This window comes from Plantactinospora siamensis, from assembly GCF_042434095.1.
Lineage (GTDB): Bacteria > Actinomycetota > Actinomycetes > Mycobacteriales > Micromonosporaceae > KBS50.
Window position 1 is genome coordinate 1 of the sequence record NZ_JBHLUE010000005.1, and the last position, 14,722, is coordinate 14,722.

General features: G+C 71.7%; 13 protein-coding genes. All 13 read left to right on the forward strand.

Annotation, left to right across the window (positions count from 1 at the left end):
• A partial coding sequence (locus tag ACFFHU_RS09000) for a tetratricopeptide repeat protein (RefSeq protein ID WP_377337290.1) occupies nt 1-486 on the forward strand: 486 nt, incomplete at its 5' end.
• A 541-nt stretch (nt 487-1,027) separates the two neighbouring features.
• Nucleotides 1,028-1,849, forward strand: a complete 822-nt coding sequence (locus ACFFHU_RS09005) for a hypothetical protein (RefSeq protein WP_377337291.1) — start codon at nt 1,028-1,030, stop codon at nt 1,847-1,849.
• 283 nt (nt 1,850-2,132) lie between these two features.
• Nucleotides 2,133-2,573, forward strand: coding sequence for a pilin (locus tag ACFFHU_RS09010; protein ID WP_377337292.1), 441 nt, complete (start codon nt 2,133-2,135; stop codon nt 2,571-2,573).
• Nucleotides 2,574-2,731: 158 nt separating this feature from the next.
• The gene (locus ACFFHU_RS09015; protein ID WP_512699513.1) at nt 2,732-4,585 is read left to right on the forward strand and encodes a TrbL/VirB6 family protein; all 1,854 of its coding nucleotides are present in this window, start codon (nt 2,732-2,734) and stop codon (nt 4,583-4,585) included.
• Nucleotides 4,582-5,508, forward strand: coding sequence for a PrgI family protein (locus tag ACFFHU_RS09020; RefSeq protein WP_377337294.1), 927 nt, complete (start codon nt 4,582-4,584; stop codon nt 5,506-5,508). Before ACFFHU_RS09015 ends, ACFFHU_RS09020 begins: the two co-directional genes overlap by 4 nt.
• Nucleotides 5,505-7,295, forward strand: a complete 1,791-nt coding sequence (locus ACFFHU_RS09025; protein ID WP_377337295.1) for a VirB4 family type IV secretion system protein — start codon at nt 5,505-5,507, stop codon at nt 7,293-7,295. The genes ACFFHU_RS09020 and ACFFHU_RS09025 overlap by 4 nt, the downstream gene beginning before the upstream one ends.
• A 326-nt stretch (nt 7,296-7,621) precedes the next feature.
• Nucleotides 7,622-8,683 (forward strand): hypothetical protein, encoded by a 1,062-nt coding sequence (locus ACFFHU_RS09030; protein ID WP_377337297.1) that lies wholly within the window; start codon nt 7,622-7,624, stop codon nt 8,681-8,683.
• 128 nt (nt 8,684-8,811) lie between these two features.
• Nucleotides 8,812-10,278: a type IV secretory system conjugative DNA transfer family protein gene (locus ACFFHU_RS09035; RefSeq protein ID WP_377337299.1), complete on the forward strand. Its 1,467-nt coding sequence runs from the start codon at nt 8,812-8,814 to the stop codon at nt 10,276-10,278.
• A 62-nt stretch (nt 10,279-10,340) separates the two neighbouring features.
• Nucleotides 10,341-11,159: a replication-relaxation family protein gene (locus tag ACFFHU_RS09040; protein ID WP_377337300.1), complete on the forward strand. Its 819-nt coding sequence runs from the start codon at nt 10,341-10,343 to the stop codon at nt 11,157-11,159.
• Entirely contained in the window at nt 11,147-12,187 is a 1,041-nt protein-coding gene (locus ACFFHU_RS09045; RefSeq protein WP_377337302.1) for a M23 family metallopeptidase, read from the forward strand. Before ACFFHU_RS09040 ends, ACFFHU_RS09045 begins: the two co-directional genes overlap by 13 nt.
• 432 nt (nt 12,188-12,619) lie before the next feature.
• A complete protein-coding gene (locus ACFFHU_RS09050; RefSeq protein WP_377337303.1) occupies nt 12,620-13,780 on the forward strand; it encodes a hypothetical protein in 1,161 nt (386 codons plus the stop codon).
• A gap of 257 nt (nt 13,781-14,037) precedes the next feature.
• Nucleotides 14,038-14,316: a hypothetical protein gene (locus tag ACFFHU_RS09055; RefSeq protein WP_377337304.1), complete on the forward strand. Its 279-nt coding sequence runs from the start codon at nt 14,038-14,040 to the stop codon at nt 14,314-14,316.
• 32 nt (nt 14,317-14,348) lie between these two features.
• Nucleotides 14,349-14,696, forward strand: coding sequence for a hypothetical protein (locus ACFFHU_RS09060; protein WP_377337306.1), 348 nt, complete (start codon nt 14,349-14,351; stop codon nt 14,694-14,696).
• Nucleotides 14,697-14,722: the final 26 nt, after the last annotated feature.

Sequence of the window (14,722 nt, forward strand, 5' to 3'; positions counted from 1 at the left end):
CGGGAGCAGGCCTTGACCCCGGCCGAGGAAGCCGTACGCATCTACCGCCGGTTGGCCGAGGTGAACCCGGACGCCTACCTGCCCGACCTCGCCGGATCGTTGAACAACCTCGGCAATCGCCTGTCCGGGCTGGGGCGGCGGGAGCAGGCCTTGACCCCGGCCGAGGAAGCCGTACGCATCTGGCGCCGGTTGGCCGAGGCCAACCCCGACGCTTGCCTGCCCGACCTCGCCATGTCGTTGTGGGCGTACGGGTGGGTGTGTGTGAACGTGAAGGCCAACTACGTTGAGGCTCTGGAATCGGTCACCGAGGCGATCAGCCTCTACGAGCCGCTCGTCCGCCAGCTGCCGCAGGTGTTCGCCGGACAGCTGCTCTCGGCATATCGGACCCTGGCGGACGTGCTCGACGGTCTTGGCCGTACCGAGGAGGCCGCCGAGTTGCGCCAGCAGCTCGATGAGGCGGCCGGTAGTGGCACAGGCACGCAATGACGGATGGGGTTCGGGAGGAACCCGGTGATGGACCTGTACAGGTTCGGGTTCGGGCGTACCCAGTTGGGCACGTTGGCCCGTACGCCGCCAGAGGACCGCGACGCAGCCGTGACGGGTTGAACAAGATCGCTAACCGGGTTGAACAAGATCCTCGCCTGCTGAACACCATCGGGTTCTCCGTCTCCGGGCATAAACAAGCCTGTCCCAGGCGATTCCGCGGCCTCTCCTGACCCTCCACTCTCCCGATGTAGGTGGATCTGTTGCGGACGTGTTCAAGCCGGCCGGCTCGACGCGGCTGTGGCCTGCAAGGAGGGGGTTGAACAGCCTGACCACGGATTGAACACCTCGACTCCCGGCGTCGGCGGACTCCCGCCGAGGCGTATTGAGGCGCGCTGGCGACGACCGCATTGAACACGTATCGGGACCGCTTGAACAAGATCGTCAACGTTCAGGATCTGTTCAAAGGCCCTGGTGGCGTGGTGGCACAGCGCTGACCGGCAGTCCGCCGGCCGGCACACGGTCATCACGAGGGAGCACCACCATGGACCGTCGTTTCCCCGCCACCGGCCCGGCCGCCTGGCAGTGTCGCGAGACCCTCCTCAACGACATCGAGTACCGGTTCCGGCTGCTTGGGCAGGGGCCGAGCCCGCTGTCGGTGGATGGCCGCAGTCTCGGCCACGGCCTGCCCCGTCGGGTCATCGCCCTGCCGGAGCTGTCGGCGATCCTGATGCACCCGTCCTGCGGCTACGTCGCTCGGGATGCGGTGTGGCGGCTGCTGGTGCAGCGTGCCCGTACCGGGGATCCGGCGTGGCGGGTTGGTGCGGTCGGCGTCGCGTTGCCGGGCCTGCGGTTCAAGGCGTATCTGCTGGCCAAGCTGTTCACCGGCGACGTGCAGGCCGCCATCGTCGAGCACTTCCTTCGCGCTCTCGGCACGGTCGATCCGGCCAGGCCGGGCATGGTCGGGAACCTGTTGTCGGCCGCGTTCTCGAAGGCCCGCGCGGAACTGCGGGACCTGGAGCCGGCCTCCTCCGGGACTCCGAACCATGCCCCGGGCGCTGTGTTGCCGCCGGCCCCGTACGGCCACCCGGATCTCATCCTCGCCCGCGCGGTCACTACCGGGGTCATCACCGTTCAGGAAGCGGAGCTGATCGGCGCGACGTACCTGGAGGAGGTCAGCCTCACCGCGTACGCCGAGCGCACCGGCAAGCCCCGCTGGAACCTCTACAAGCGGCGGACGGCTGCTGTCGCCCGGCTCAAGGCCGCGATCGAGGCCGGCGACCTGTCCGATCCGTACGCCGATGTGATCAACGAGGCCACCGCGACCCTGGGCCTCGACACGCTAACCACCCGGAAGCGTCCGTAAGCAAGCCGCCTGAGCTGCGGATTTCCAACACGCAACTCGGATTTGTAATCCCCTGGTGCGGGACCTTTCCGCGCAGGTGATCCTTTCCGACCGGACCCGTTGACGGCGCTGACGCCCCCGCACGGTTCCCGGCTCACCGCCTTCCCCAGTGAGGAGGACGGCCGCGCCGGTCGGCACCGCAGGTCACCGCAAAGCGCCTCGTCCGGTCCCGTCTTCGTCGCCCACTCGCGCACCTCTGCCCCGTGACGGGTTGTTCAGACGTGCGCACCGGAGGTGCCAAGCCATGAACCACGTCCCCTTCCCGTACCCCGAGGCGGCTCGTCGCCGCCTCGGGGTAGCCAGGGGCGGACGGCCGGTCCGTCGCCTGCGTCGATGCCTTACTCGGCTTGTCCTCGGCGGGGTAGCCCTGCTCAATGCCGCCGCGATGACGGCAGTCTTTGTCGCCGCCCCCGCCGCGGCGTATGCGGCCGATCCTGCCCCGGCGGTGTTGGCCGTGGACTCCATCCAGCAAGTCGCGGAGAACATTCGGACCTGGCTCGTCGGCATCCTCGTCGCCGTTGCCACGCTGTTCCTGACGGTCGGCGGGCTGCGCTACCTGGTCGCCAACGGTGACCCGGGCGAGGTCGAGAGGGCCAAGCTCGCGCTGCGGTCGGCCGCGATCGGGTATGCCCTCGCGCTGCTGGCGCCGTTGTTCGTGACCATCGTCGGCGCGTGGGTGGCCTGATGACTGCCCGTGCGGTCCCATCCCGCCGCGCGATTCGCTCGGTGGCGCTGCTGCTTGGCGTCGTGATTCTCGCCGGCCTGGGCCTCGCCGCGGCTGGGACGGCTCATGCCGAGCCGAGTCCGACCGTCGGGCCGTCCACCGCGGTCAGCCTGCCGCCGATGCCCGGGGTGCCTGAGCGCGGTGTCCTTCCGCCGGGCGTAGAACCGTCGCCACCGGCGCCCACGCTTGGTCCGGCCCCAACTCCCGGCCGGCCTTCTGCCGACGATGATCCGGCTTGGTACGACATCGGCGGCCAGGTCCGCAAGGCCGTCGTGGATCTGGTCGTGTGGGCCGCTGAGCAGGCCCTGCAGCCCGTGATGGAAGCCCTCGGCGCGTCATGGCTGTCCACCCCGGACCTTACGACCAACGAGCACGTCACGGCGATCTGGACGACCAGCCTGACCATCGCCAACGGCATCCTCGTCCTGTTCATCGTCGCCGGAGGATTCCTGGTCACTGTCCGGGAGACCTTGCAGACCCGGTACGGCCTCAAGCAGGTGCTACCTCGCATCGCTGTGGGGGTGGTTCTGGCCAATTGCAGCCTGATCATCGGCCAGAAGGCCATCGAGCTGACCAACGCGCTGACCGTGTCCATCGCCGGCAACACAATCGACGGGCCGGCCGCCGCGACAGCGATCCGGCAGGTCGTGGACAACGCCCTGCAAGGCGGCGGCTTCCTGATGGTGCTCATGGCCATTGCCGTGATCGTGATGTGCCTGATTCTGGAGTTCACGTTCGTGCTGCGCCTCGCTGCCCTCATCATTCTGTTCGGCCTCGCTCCGGTGGCGCTGATCTGCCACGCCAGTCCACTCACCGAAGGCGTTGCCAACCTGTGGTGGCGCTGCGTGCTGGCCTGCCTCGGCCTGCAACTCGGCCAGGCCATCGTGGTCATGGCCAGCATCAAGGTATTCCTCGCCCCGGCTGGGCCAACAGCGATGGGCGTACCCGCGACCGGAGCCGGACTGCTCGGCGTGCTGGTGTGCCTGACGATGCTGTGGCTGCTGATCAAGCTGCCTGGGTGGATGCGACAGTTCATCCTCGGCCCGCTCGGGCAGCGCCACGGCCGAGGGCTGATCGGTCAGCTCGTCCACGCCATTCTGATGATCAAGACAATCGGTGCGGCGGCCGGCGTTCTGAGCGGCGCGAGCGCAGCGAGGACCGCCGGACGGACGATGCCTCGCCCGTCCGGTCCCCGTCCGCTGCCCGGTGGCCTCCGTCCGCCCCGTCCACCTCGTCCGGGGCCCGCTCCGGCCTTGCCGTCCCCGCCGGGACCCGTGGCCTTCAGCCATGCCCCCCTCACCCACACCCCACTGCCCAAGCCGTCCGGGACGACCGGCGCACCACCCTTCAGTCACCCGGCGACCCCGTCCACACCATCGGCATCGCCGTCCGGCGGCGTCCCGGCCGCACAGTTCTCCCACCCGTCCTCGCCCGAGCCGACTGCACCGTCCCCAGCCGGGTCACCGGCGCGAGTCGTCTTCAGCGACGCCACCACCACGGCCCCGAGACCCACGCCCGACGGTCCGGTACCGGCGGTGACGTTCTCAGCCGCGCCAACGCCGCAGAGCGCGCCGCGCCGGCCACCTGCCCCAGCCACCCCGGTGTTCTCCGCAGCTCCGACCACACCTGCGGGCAGCGAACGACGACGCACCTCGACCCCAGCGACGCGGCCCACGGCGGCGCGGCGTCCTACCCCGAGTAGGCAAGCCGCCGCGCCTGTGGCTGCCGTCCGTCCGGTCCCGTCCACCAGCGCGCCCCGTCCACCGGCCCCGTCCGTACCGCCGTCCCCGGACGACCGCCGATCGGTGGGGCCCGCCGTGCCGCAGACACCGTCCGCGGCGGCGGGGCCGTCCCCGACCGGCGGTATGGCATCGCCGGGTTCCGCTGCCGGTGCCGACCCGTCCCCGTCCCCGCCGCCGGCCCGGTCGTCCGCCCCGGTACGGCGGTCGAAGCGGAGGGGTGATCAGCGATGAGCCGCCGCAGCGACGAGGCGCCGATGCGGGCTCGGGTGCCCGCAGACATCGAACGGGCCGACAAGATCGCGTTCAACCTGTCCGGTCGGCAGTTGGTGATCCTCGCCGTCACGGGTCTGCTGCTCTACGCGGCGTGGACGACGGTGGCCACGCTCCTCCAGCCGCTGGTGTTCCTCGCAGGAGCGACGCCGGTCGCCGCTGGGGCGTTCCTGCTCGCGGTCGGCCGCCGCGATGGCATCAGCCTCGACGCCTGGGTCCTCGCGGCGCTGCGGCACCGCCACAGTCCGCGCCGGCTCGTGCCGACCGACGGACCGGTCGTCCCGGCCCCGGCGTGGGTGCAGACCACCGCCGGGCCGGGTGACCGGCTCCCGCTGCCCGCACCCCTGCGGCTGCCCGCGAAGGGCATCACCAGTGACGGGTTGATCGACCTCGGCTCGGACGGCACGACGAGCCTGGTCGCCGCCTCGACGGTGGCCTTCGGCCTGCGGACAGCAGGGGAACAGAACGGCCTGGTAGCCGGGTTCGCGCGGTGGCTGCACAGCCTGGAGAGTCCGGTGCAGATCGTGGTGCGGGCGCAGCGGGTCGACCTGACCTACCTCGCCGACCGGTTCCTCGCCGCCGCCCCGACCCTGCCGCATCCCGCGTTGGAAGACGCGGCCCGCGCGCACGCGGCGTTCCTCGACGACCTCGCTAGGCAGCGCGAGCTGCTGCACCGACAGATCACCGTCGCCGTGCGCAGCCGACGCGGCGCACCCCACGCAGCACAGCGCATCGCCGAGGTCGTCCGGGCGCTCGGAGGCTGTGAGATTCCGGCCCGGGTCCTCGATGGGCCGGACGCCACGGTGCGGCTCGCGGCCAGCCTCAAGCCCACCGCCCCGGCCCTCGCGCCCTACCCCACACCTGATGGAGGTGACGACCGGTGAGCCTGTTATCCACACTGCTGCCGACACGGCGGCGTCCGGCGTCTGAGTCGGCGACGGTCCTGCCCGGTTCACCGGACGCCGTCGAGGTCGACGGCCGACACGTGCGAATCGGCGATGGCTACAGCGCCACCCTGGCCGTTGTCGGCTACCCGGCCGAGGTCGGCCCCGGGTGGGCGGAGCCCATCCTGTCCTACCCTGGCCTGCTTGACGCCGCGTTCCACATCGAGCCGGTCCCGCCCGCGGTGGCCTCCGAGCGGCTGCGCAAGCAGCGCGGCCGGTTCGAATCCTCCCGCCGCCAGGACGCGGCCAAGGGCCGCCTCGACGATCCCGAACTCGACGCCGCCGCGGTCGACGCTGCCGAGCTGGCCGGCCGGTTGGCGCGAGGCGAGGCCAGGCTGTTTCGTCTCGGCCTGTACCTGACCGTCCACGGCGTCGACCTCGACGACCTCGCGGAGCGGGTGGCTGAGGTGCGGTCCTTGGCCTCCTCGCTGCTGCTGAACACCGCACCGGTGACGTGGCGGCAGTTGCAGGGGTGGGTGAGCGGCCTACCCCTCGCGTTCGACGCGTTGGGGATGAAACGGGTCTTCGACACCGACGCCCTCGCCGCGTCTTTTCCCTTCACCAGCCCCGACCTGCCGGACACCGCCGCAGACAGCGGCATGGGCGTGCTATTCGGGCTCAACCTCCACTCGGCCGGAGTCGTCGTCTGGGACCGGTGGGCGCAGTCCAACTACAACGCCGTCATCCTCGCCCGATCCGGGGAGGGCAAGTCGTACCTGGCCAAGCTCGACCTGTTGCGAAACCTGTGCCTCGGGGTGGAGGCATTCGTCATCGACCCCGAAGACGAATACCTCCGCCTGGCCGACGCGGTCGGCGGCACGGTCGTCCGCCTCGGCGCGGCCGGCGTGAAGATCAACCCTCTCGACCTGCCGCCCGGCCACGATGCCCTCCACGACCGGGCACGGTTCATGCACACGCTCGTGACCGTCATGGGCAGCGGCGACACCGCCGTCACCGCGCCGCTGCCCGGCGACGAGGCCCGCTCCCTCGATGTCGCCGTGCTGGCCGCGTACCGGGCCAAGGGCATCACCACCGACCCGCGCACCTGGAAGCGACCCGCGCCGCTCCTCGGCGATGTGATGGCTGCCTTGGAAGACACCGACGACGCCGGCCGCCGAGTTGCCGCCCGCCTGCACCCCTACGTCGCCGGCAGCATGAAGGGCCTGTTCGACGGGCCGACCACCACCGCCGCACAAGGGCACCTCGTGGTCTTCGCCCTCAAGGACCTGCCCGAGCAACTTCACCCGGTCGGCACGCTGCTCACCCTGGACACGATCTGGCGCACCGTACGCGGCGCGGCCGCCTCCGGCGCCCGCCCGGACGCGCTGCGGATGGTGTTGGTGGACGAGGCGTGGAAACTGCTGTCCGGCGGCCGCGGCGGCGTGTTCCTGGAGACCTTGGCCAAGTCGGCGCGCAAGTACGGCGTGGGCTTGACCGTGGTGACCCAGGACGCCGCTGACGTGCTCGCCACCAAGACCGGCCGCGCCGTCGTCAGCAACGCGGCCACGCAGATCCTGCTGCGGCAGGCGCCGCAGGCGATCGACGCCGTGGCGGAGGCGTTCGGGCTCACCGACGGCGAGCGGGCGTTCCTGCTGTCCTGTCAGCGCGGGGATGCCCTCCTCGCGGCGGGATCTGCGCGGGTGGCCTTCCACGGCCACGCCTCGGCCACCGAGCACGAGCTGATCGTCACCGGCCCGGTTTCCGGCCTACCGGCCCGCCGCCGCTGACCCTGTCCGACGAGCCTCCCTCGACACCGCCGATCGGAGTCCTGATGGTTCCCATCCCGGCCCTGTCCCCATCCCCGCCTCCAGAGCCCGCCGGATGTGTGCCTGGCCAGGGCGGTGGGCCCAGCTCCTTCGTCGGTAAAGTGCTCTGCGGGTCCTGGGATGACGACGTCGCCGACGCCGTGTGGCGTCTCGTCCGTGACCGGTGGCCATTGCTCCTCGTCGCCGTGGCGGCGCTCATGGCCATCCGAGTCATGTGGGCGGTGTGGCGGCGGCGCGTCTGGCGGCGGCACGCTGCCGCAGCGCGGTGGCTGGAGATCATCCCGCCCGTGACTGCCACTCCGGCCGCGACGATCGGCCTGTGGCGGCTGCTCGCCACCGTATTGCCCGCGCCGCGCCGCTGGACGCTGCGCCCAGCCCGGCTCGTCTGGGAGGTCGAAGCCGACCCCGACGGGATGCGCTGCGGACTGTGGCTGCCACCGGGGGTCAACCCGACCGCTGTCGTGCGGCTGCTGCAGCGCGGCTGGCCCGGCGTACGCGCCAAACAGGCCCGCCCACCGGCCGTCCCGACGACCGGGGCTGTGGCCGCCCTCGCGGTCTGGCCCACCCAGCCGGACTGGCGACCCCTGGTCGAGGGCGCTACACCTGCTCCGCGCCGTGGCGCGGACGCGGGCGCCCCCGAGGACGATCGGCTGCGGGCCGTCTTCGGGGGGCTCGCCTCGGCCGGGCGCACCGGCGGCGCGCTCCTGCAAGTTCACCTCGGCCGGGCACCAGCCCACCGGCTACGCGTGCTGCGCCGCGCGATGACCAACCCACACCGCGTCCACCGCCCCCGAGGGACCGCCCGTATCCCGGGGCTGGCCGCCGATGGACTGAGGGCGCTGATCCTGGGGGCCCTGAACCTCCTCACCCCCGGCCCATCGAGCCCGCAGCGGCGCACCAGCCCGACCGACCCGTACATCGCTGACCTGGCCCGGCATGCGCGGGCGAAGTACGCCGACGCACCTCACCTGCTCGTCGCCGTATACACGGTGGCCGCCGGCCCGACCAAGGCCGCTGCCCTCGCGGCGGCGGCTGATGTCACCTCCGGGTTCGGGCTGCTGTCGGCGCACTTCACCCGCCGCCGGCTACGGCACGGTGCGGCCGCGGCGGCCGACCGGTGGGTGCCGGAGTCCCGGATGAGTCTCGCTTCCATCGCGGAAGCCGCCGCCTTCGCGGGGTTGCCCGCTGAGCCGGCCGCCTACGGACTCCCCGGCGCGGCGTCACGGCGTCGGGCCGCCACCCGCGAAGTCTTCCGCACCGCGCCGACCCCGCACCGCCAGCCACCCGCCGATCCGCCAGCTGCGCCGCAGCGGTCCGACGAGCCGCCGACCGTCTGGAGCACACCCTGAACAAGATCAAGAACAGGGCTACCGGATCGAACGCCCGCCCGGAGGGTCGCAGGCTCAACCTGGTACCGCTCGACCAACGGCACGGCTCGGGCGGCAAGGTCATCGGTATCACCAACGCCGGGCCGCCGATGCGGGTCGGGATCTCCCTGACCGACTGCCGGTACCACGTCCACGCGCTCGGACCGACCGGCACGGGCAAGACGACCCTGCTGATGCGGATGGTCCTGGACGACGTGGAGGCCGGGCGCGGCGTCGCGGCGTTCGACCCGGCCAAGGGCGACCTGATCCGTGACCTGCTGGCCCGGCTACCGAAGAACTGTGGTGACCGCCTGGTGCTCATCGACCCGGACGAGCGGGCCGCGCCGCCGGCGATCAACCTGCTCGACCCGAGCGTGCACGGCGGCACCGCGCACGACGTGGCCGCGAACCTCACGGCGGTGATGGCGAAGGTGTGGTCGCGGTGGTGGGGCCACCGCACCGCCGACATCTGCTACCACGGCCTGCTCACCCTTGCCCACCTCGACGGCGCCACCCTGGCCCAGCTGCCGCGGTTGCTGTCGGACTCCGGCTGGAGGGCCGCCCGGGTCAACGCCGTTGCCAGCCGGTTGAACGCGTGGGAGGGCAACACCCTCGGCGAGTTCTGGGAAGGGTTCAACGAGCTGCCCGCCGCGCAGCGTTCCGGCCTCGTGGCCCCGCTGCTGTCCCGGCTGCGCCTCGTGCTGGCGCACCCCATGGCGAACAGCCTGTTCGGGGCGCCGGCCACCACGTTCTCCTTCGCCGACGTCCTCGACGGCGGCATCATGCTTGCCCGGCTGCCCAAGGGCATCCTCGGCGAGGACGGCACCCGCCTGGTCGGCTCCCTGCTCATCGCGGGCCTGTGGCAGGCCACGACCGCCCGCGCCCGCATCCCCGAAGACGACCGTCCCGACGCGATGATCGTGCTGGACGAGTGCCATAACTTCCTGCATCTGCCCATCGGGATCGACGACGCGCTCGCCGAGGCCCGCGGCTTGCACACCTCGTTCGTCCTGGCCCACCAGTACCTCGGCCAACTATCCGGGGACATGGTGGAGGCGATCGACGCCAACGCGCGGAACAAGGTGTACTTCGCCCTCGCCCCTCGCGACGCCATCGACCAGGCCCGGCACCTGCGCCCATACCTCGATGACGGGGACCTGATCCGGCTCGGCGGCTACGAAGTCGTCCTGCGGCCGGTCGCGGGCGGGCGGATCGTGCCACCGGTCACCGCCGACACCGAGCCCCCACCCCCGCCCGTCAAGGGGCGTGCCGGCGAGCTGCGGCGGGCGGCCCGCGACCACACCGGCCTTGCCGCCAAGGAACGTCGCCGGCTGCTCGGGGAGACCGCGACCGCCGCCGTGCCGGCCGAGGGGCCGACGTCGGTCGAGGGCGCAATGGTGGAACTGGTGGGTCGCAACACCTTCGCCCGACACCCCGAGTGGTCTAACGAGACCTCTAACGACTGGTCCAACGAGGAACGCAACGACCACGAACAGCCGGGTGAACACGCCCCCGTGAACACGCCGTACGCGCACGCGGACGGGGCTGAGGAGGACCCGTGGACCGGAACCGACTGATAAGAGATATCCCTCCCACCAGCACACCAGCCAAGGGCAGCTGCCGCCTCACGGCGTCGGTCGTGGCTGCCGAACTCGGCCGGCTCACCCCCCGAGACCGGCTCCTGCTCGACCTGCTCGACCAGCACCGGACCTTCACCACCGACCAGCTCGTCGACCTGGCCTTCGGATCCGTTGGCCGTGCCCGCAACCGGCTCAACACCCTCCACAGCCGAGACATCCTCGACCGGTTCCGGCACTACCAACGCCCCGGGTCGCAAGCGTGGCGGTGGACCCTCGGCCCGGTCGGCGCGGCCCTCCTGGCGGCCGGACGCGGTGAGGCGCTGCCCCGGCCGGCCGCTGTACGCGACGCCACCGCCCGCCTCGCCATGTCCCCGACACTGGCGCACCTCCTGGCCGTGAACGGGTTCTTCGTCGCGCTGACCGCGTACGCGCGCACGCACCCCGGCGCGCGGCTGACGCGGTGGTGGAACGAGGCACGGTGCCGGGAGGCGTGCGGCAACCTGGTCCACCCGGACGGGCACGGCGTGTGGTCCGACAACGGCCCGGCGGTGCCGTTCTGGGTCGAGGTCGACCTCGGCACCGAGTCGCTGGGCCGGGTGGTGGGCAAGCTGACCGGGTACGCCGCACTACCGCCCCGGCGGGCGTACCCGGTGCTGTTCTGGCTACCCACCGCAGCCCGCGAGGCCAACCTGCACACCCACCTGCGGCGGACCGGGGTACCGGACGGGGTAACCGTCGCCACCGCCGCCGCCGACCACACAGCCGCGTCCGGCGGCCCGGCCGGGCCGGTCTGGCGCGTCGTCGGGGGGCCCGACCGGGTGAGCCTGGCCGAGCTGCCCGCACCGGTCGAGGACGGTGACGCGCCGTGGGACGAGTAGCGGCCTGGGTCACGCCCGGGGCCGCCGGGTTGCTGCTGTTGCTCACGGCCGCTACCGCCGGAGTCGTCTCCTCGGCGTCCGGCGGGGGTAGCTGCGTCGGCGCGGTCACCGTGCCCGGCGCCACCCCGGCGGGGTTGTCGGCTGAGCAGGCCCGTAACGCCGGGGTGATCGTGACCGTGGGTGAGCGGTTGCGGGTACCGGCGCGCGGTTGGGTGATCGCGATAGCCACCGCACTCCAAGAATCCTCGCTGGTAAACCACGGCGACCTCGACCCGAACAACGATCATGACTCGTTGGGGCTGTTCCAGCAGCGACCGTCACAAGGATGGGGCACCCCGGAACAGATCATGAACCCCGAATACGCCGCGGGGAAGTTGTACGAGCGTCTCCTCACCGTCCCCGGGTGGGAACGGCTGCCGCTCACCGAGGCCGCGCAGAAGGTGCAACGGTCGGCGTACCCGGACGCGTACGCCAAATACGAGCCCCGCGCGAGCGCCATCGTGACCGCGTACACCGGGGGAACGCTGCCAGGCTGCGACGGCGCGCCGGTCAGCGCCCCCGGCTGGACCCGGCCCGTGGCCGGCACGATCGGCGCCGGCTTCCGCACTGCCGACCGGCCCAGCCACGACGGGGTCGACATCATGGCCACGAAAGGCAGCGTCATCCGTGCCGCGTCCGGCGGGGTGGTGGTACGCGTGCGGTGCAACATCGGGGGCAACTCGTGGGGACCCAGCGGCGGCCCGATGCCCTGCGACAGCGACGGCTACCTCGGCCTCGGCGGGTGCGGCTGGTACGCGGAGATCCGCCACGCGGGCGGCATCGTTTCGCGGTACTGCCACATGGTGCGACAACCGATGGTGCGGGTAGGGCAGACGGTCATCGCTGGGCAGCCGATCGGACACGTCGGGAGTTCCGGAAACTCCTCCGGCCCACATTTGCACTACGAGATCCACGAAGGCTATCCCGCTACCGAGAACAATGCGGTTGACCCGGTTCCATTCATGCGCCGAAAAGGCGTGGCCCTGTAAATTCATGAAGTGGTTTTTTTACACATTCCGAGGAGATCCGCATCGGTTGCGGTGAGCGCCGCGCGTCCGGTCCGTTCGGGGCACGCCGCGTAGTCGTTTCGGCCCGGAAATCGCGAGCCCGTAAGACGGTGTGAGCGGCCGCCGCACTGTCGACCCATGCAGCACCACGGAGCGGCGCGGAACGGGTAGCAGCGTCGGGCATGGGGCCATCAAATGGCGTTTCAGGCGACGGTAGCGGTTCCTGAAATCGAGAACGGAAGCGGCGTGGCGTGGTCCCCGTAAAGAGTCTTGCGCAACAGGGTTGACAGTCGGCGCGTGCAGAGGGTCCATGGACGTGGGCAACAAAAACCGCCCCGGCGGAACCGCAAACAATGCGCATCACGCGTATGCGGAATCGCCATTCGTCAACCCCTTATGTGGAGGTGTATTGCCATGACCGCAAACATCGTTCTCACCCCCGGCACCGACGAGGCCCGGTCCGCCGTCGCCGAGGCGCTGCGCGATTACCCCGGCGTGACCGCCCGGAAGCTGGCCGGACAGGCGAACCTGCCGCTACCGGTCGTCACCGAGGCGCTCACCGCCATGGAGGCCGCCGGGACCGCCACCCGCACCCCCGACCCGGCCAAGGGCAACCGCAAGAGCGCCGACACCTGGCAGACCACCACCGACCCGACCGCCACCATCGACCCGGCAGCCGAGGACGACCCCGCCACCGACACGACGCCGGACGCGAGCGACGAGCCCCCCGTTGACGAGCCCACCGCCGACGAGCGGGCGGCCGAGGACGCCCCGGCGACAGACGCGGCCAGCGACGAGGCCGGCGCGGACACGACATCGGACACGGCCGACGAGGCACCCCTGCCCGAGGCCCCGGTATCCGATGCGCCCGTGTCCGGGGCACCGGTCGGCCCGCGTCAGCCCGACCTGAAGGTTTTGATCATGGCGGGGGTGTTGGGTGGGCACCCGGACGGGATCACGGCCGATGCGGCGATCGGGGAGAGCGGCCTGTCGGTGGCGATGGGAGACACGATCCTCGCCGCGATGGAGGTTGCCGGTGCCGCCCGCCGCCTGCCCGTCACCGAGGACGGTGACGAGCTGTGGGTGATCGGCGACGGTGACCTCGCCACGGTGGACCCGGCCAACGCGCCGACGCACTCCACGTGCCCGACGTGCGGTCACACCCGCAAGATCCGCCGACCCTCGGCCCGCCGCACCACCGGCGTCGGACGCACCACGGGTGAGATTAACAGCGACGGGTCGGCCAAGCTGGGCAAGAACGAGTTGCGCAACCGGGTGGAGGCGTTCATGCGTGACCTCGGCCCCGACCACGACGTCACCCCCGGCACGGTCGCCCGTGAGATCGGCGGACGGAGCCCCGGGGCGGTCCGCAACGGCATGGACAAGCTGACCGGGCTCGGGGTGCTGATCCTGACCCGTGAGGCCCCGGAAACCTACGCCCTCGCGGACAACCCGCCCGCCCCGACCGCCGAGGTCCGCGCATTCATGGCCCCGCCCAAGGACACCACCGCCCGTGACCAGGCCGATGACGAGCCGGTCACCGACGAGGCCACCGCCGCGCCGGTAGCGGCCTGATCTACCGCCCCGCCGGGGCCGGGCACCACGCCCGGCCCCGGCACCCGCGCGCCCACCCACAAGCGCCACGGAAGGAACGAACCATGACCACACACGACCATGAGCGCCACGCCCACGGCCCGACGGTCGCGCCTGGGTCGCTGCGATGCCCCGAATGCGGCGAACCGGCCCGGCCCGTGCCGCCGCGCCGCTGGCCCCTCGACGGGTTCGCCTCACTCCCGGCCGCATCCCACCACCACGGCACCCCGCTATGCCCGGTGCCCGGCCCGAAGGGCTCACAACCGGCCGAACCGATCGGCGCACCGGCGCGGCTGACCATGTGGCAGGCCGTCCGGCAGTCGTGGCTCATCCACCCTGACTGGACGGTCGCCGATCACCTCGCATGGCTCGATGACGAGGCGTACGACACCGGCGCCCTGATCGGCGACCCGGCCGAGGTGGTCGGCCGGTGGCTGGCCGAACATCGCCGTACCGCCCCGGTGGCCTCGCCCGCCGACGGCCCCGCGTCTACGTGGTCGCCGGGGGCGACATGGTGACCGTGTTCGACTCCGCGCAAACGGCTCGCATCATGGCCGTGACGATGACCGGCGCGAACCTCGAAGCGGTGACCCGGTGGATGACCGAGGCGCGATGGGAACAGGCACACGCCGTGCTGCGGTCACAGCCACCGCACCCCACCGTGACCGATGCCCGGCCCACCCGCGCGGCCGGCGCCCCCGTGACCGGCCCCTCCATCCCGCCCGGACCGCTGGGCGACAAACCCGACCGGTACCTGTTCGACATCACCCGCATCTACCGGACCCGGTTCACCCCCGAACACGCGTTCACCGTGTACCGACCGGCCCCGTTCAAAACCGTCCGCGGCTATGTGTACGGGCCGGACGGGCGGCTACGCCCGGCCACCGACACCCGGTAGGCCACCCCCAGCGGCGGGGCGTCAGA

Bases quoted from the DNA above. Each gene is read 5' to 3' on its own strand.
- ACFFHU_RS09005 (WP_377337291.1), top strand. From the start codon at position 1,028: ATGGACCGTCGTTTCCCCGCCACCGGCCCGGCCGCCTGGCAGTGTCGC.
- ACFFHU_RS09010 (WP_377337292.1), top strand. From the start codon at position 2,133: ATGAACCACGTCCCCTTCCCGTACCCCGAGGCGGCTCGTCGCCGCCTC.
- ACFFHU_RS09015 (WP_512699513.1), top strand. From the start codon at position 2,732: ATGCCCGGGGTGCCTGAGCGCGGTGTCCTTCCGCCGGGCGTAGAACCG.
- ACFFHU_RS09020 (WP_377337294.1), top strand. From the start codon at position 4,582: ATGAGCCGCCGCAGCGACGAGGCGCCGATGCGGGCTCGGGTGCCCGCA.
- ACFFHU_RS09035 (WP_377337299.1), top strand. From the start codon at position 8,812: ATGCGGGTCGGGATCTCCCTGACCGACTGCCGGTACCACGTCCACGCG.
- ACFFHU_RS09050 (WP_377337303.1), top strand. From the start codon at position 12,620: ATGACCGCAAACATCGTTCTCACCCCCGGCACCGACGAGGCCCGGTCC.
- ACFFHU_RS09060 (WP_377337306.1), top strand. From the start codon at position 14,349: ATGGCCGTGACGATGACCGGCGCGAACCTCGAAGCGGTGACCCGGTGG.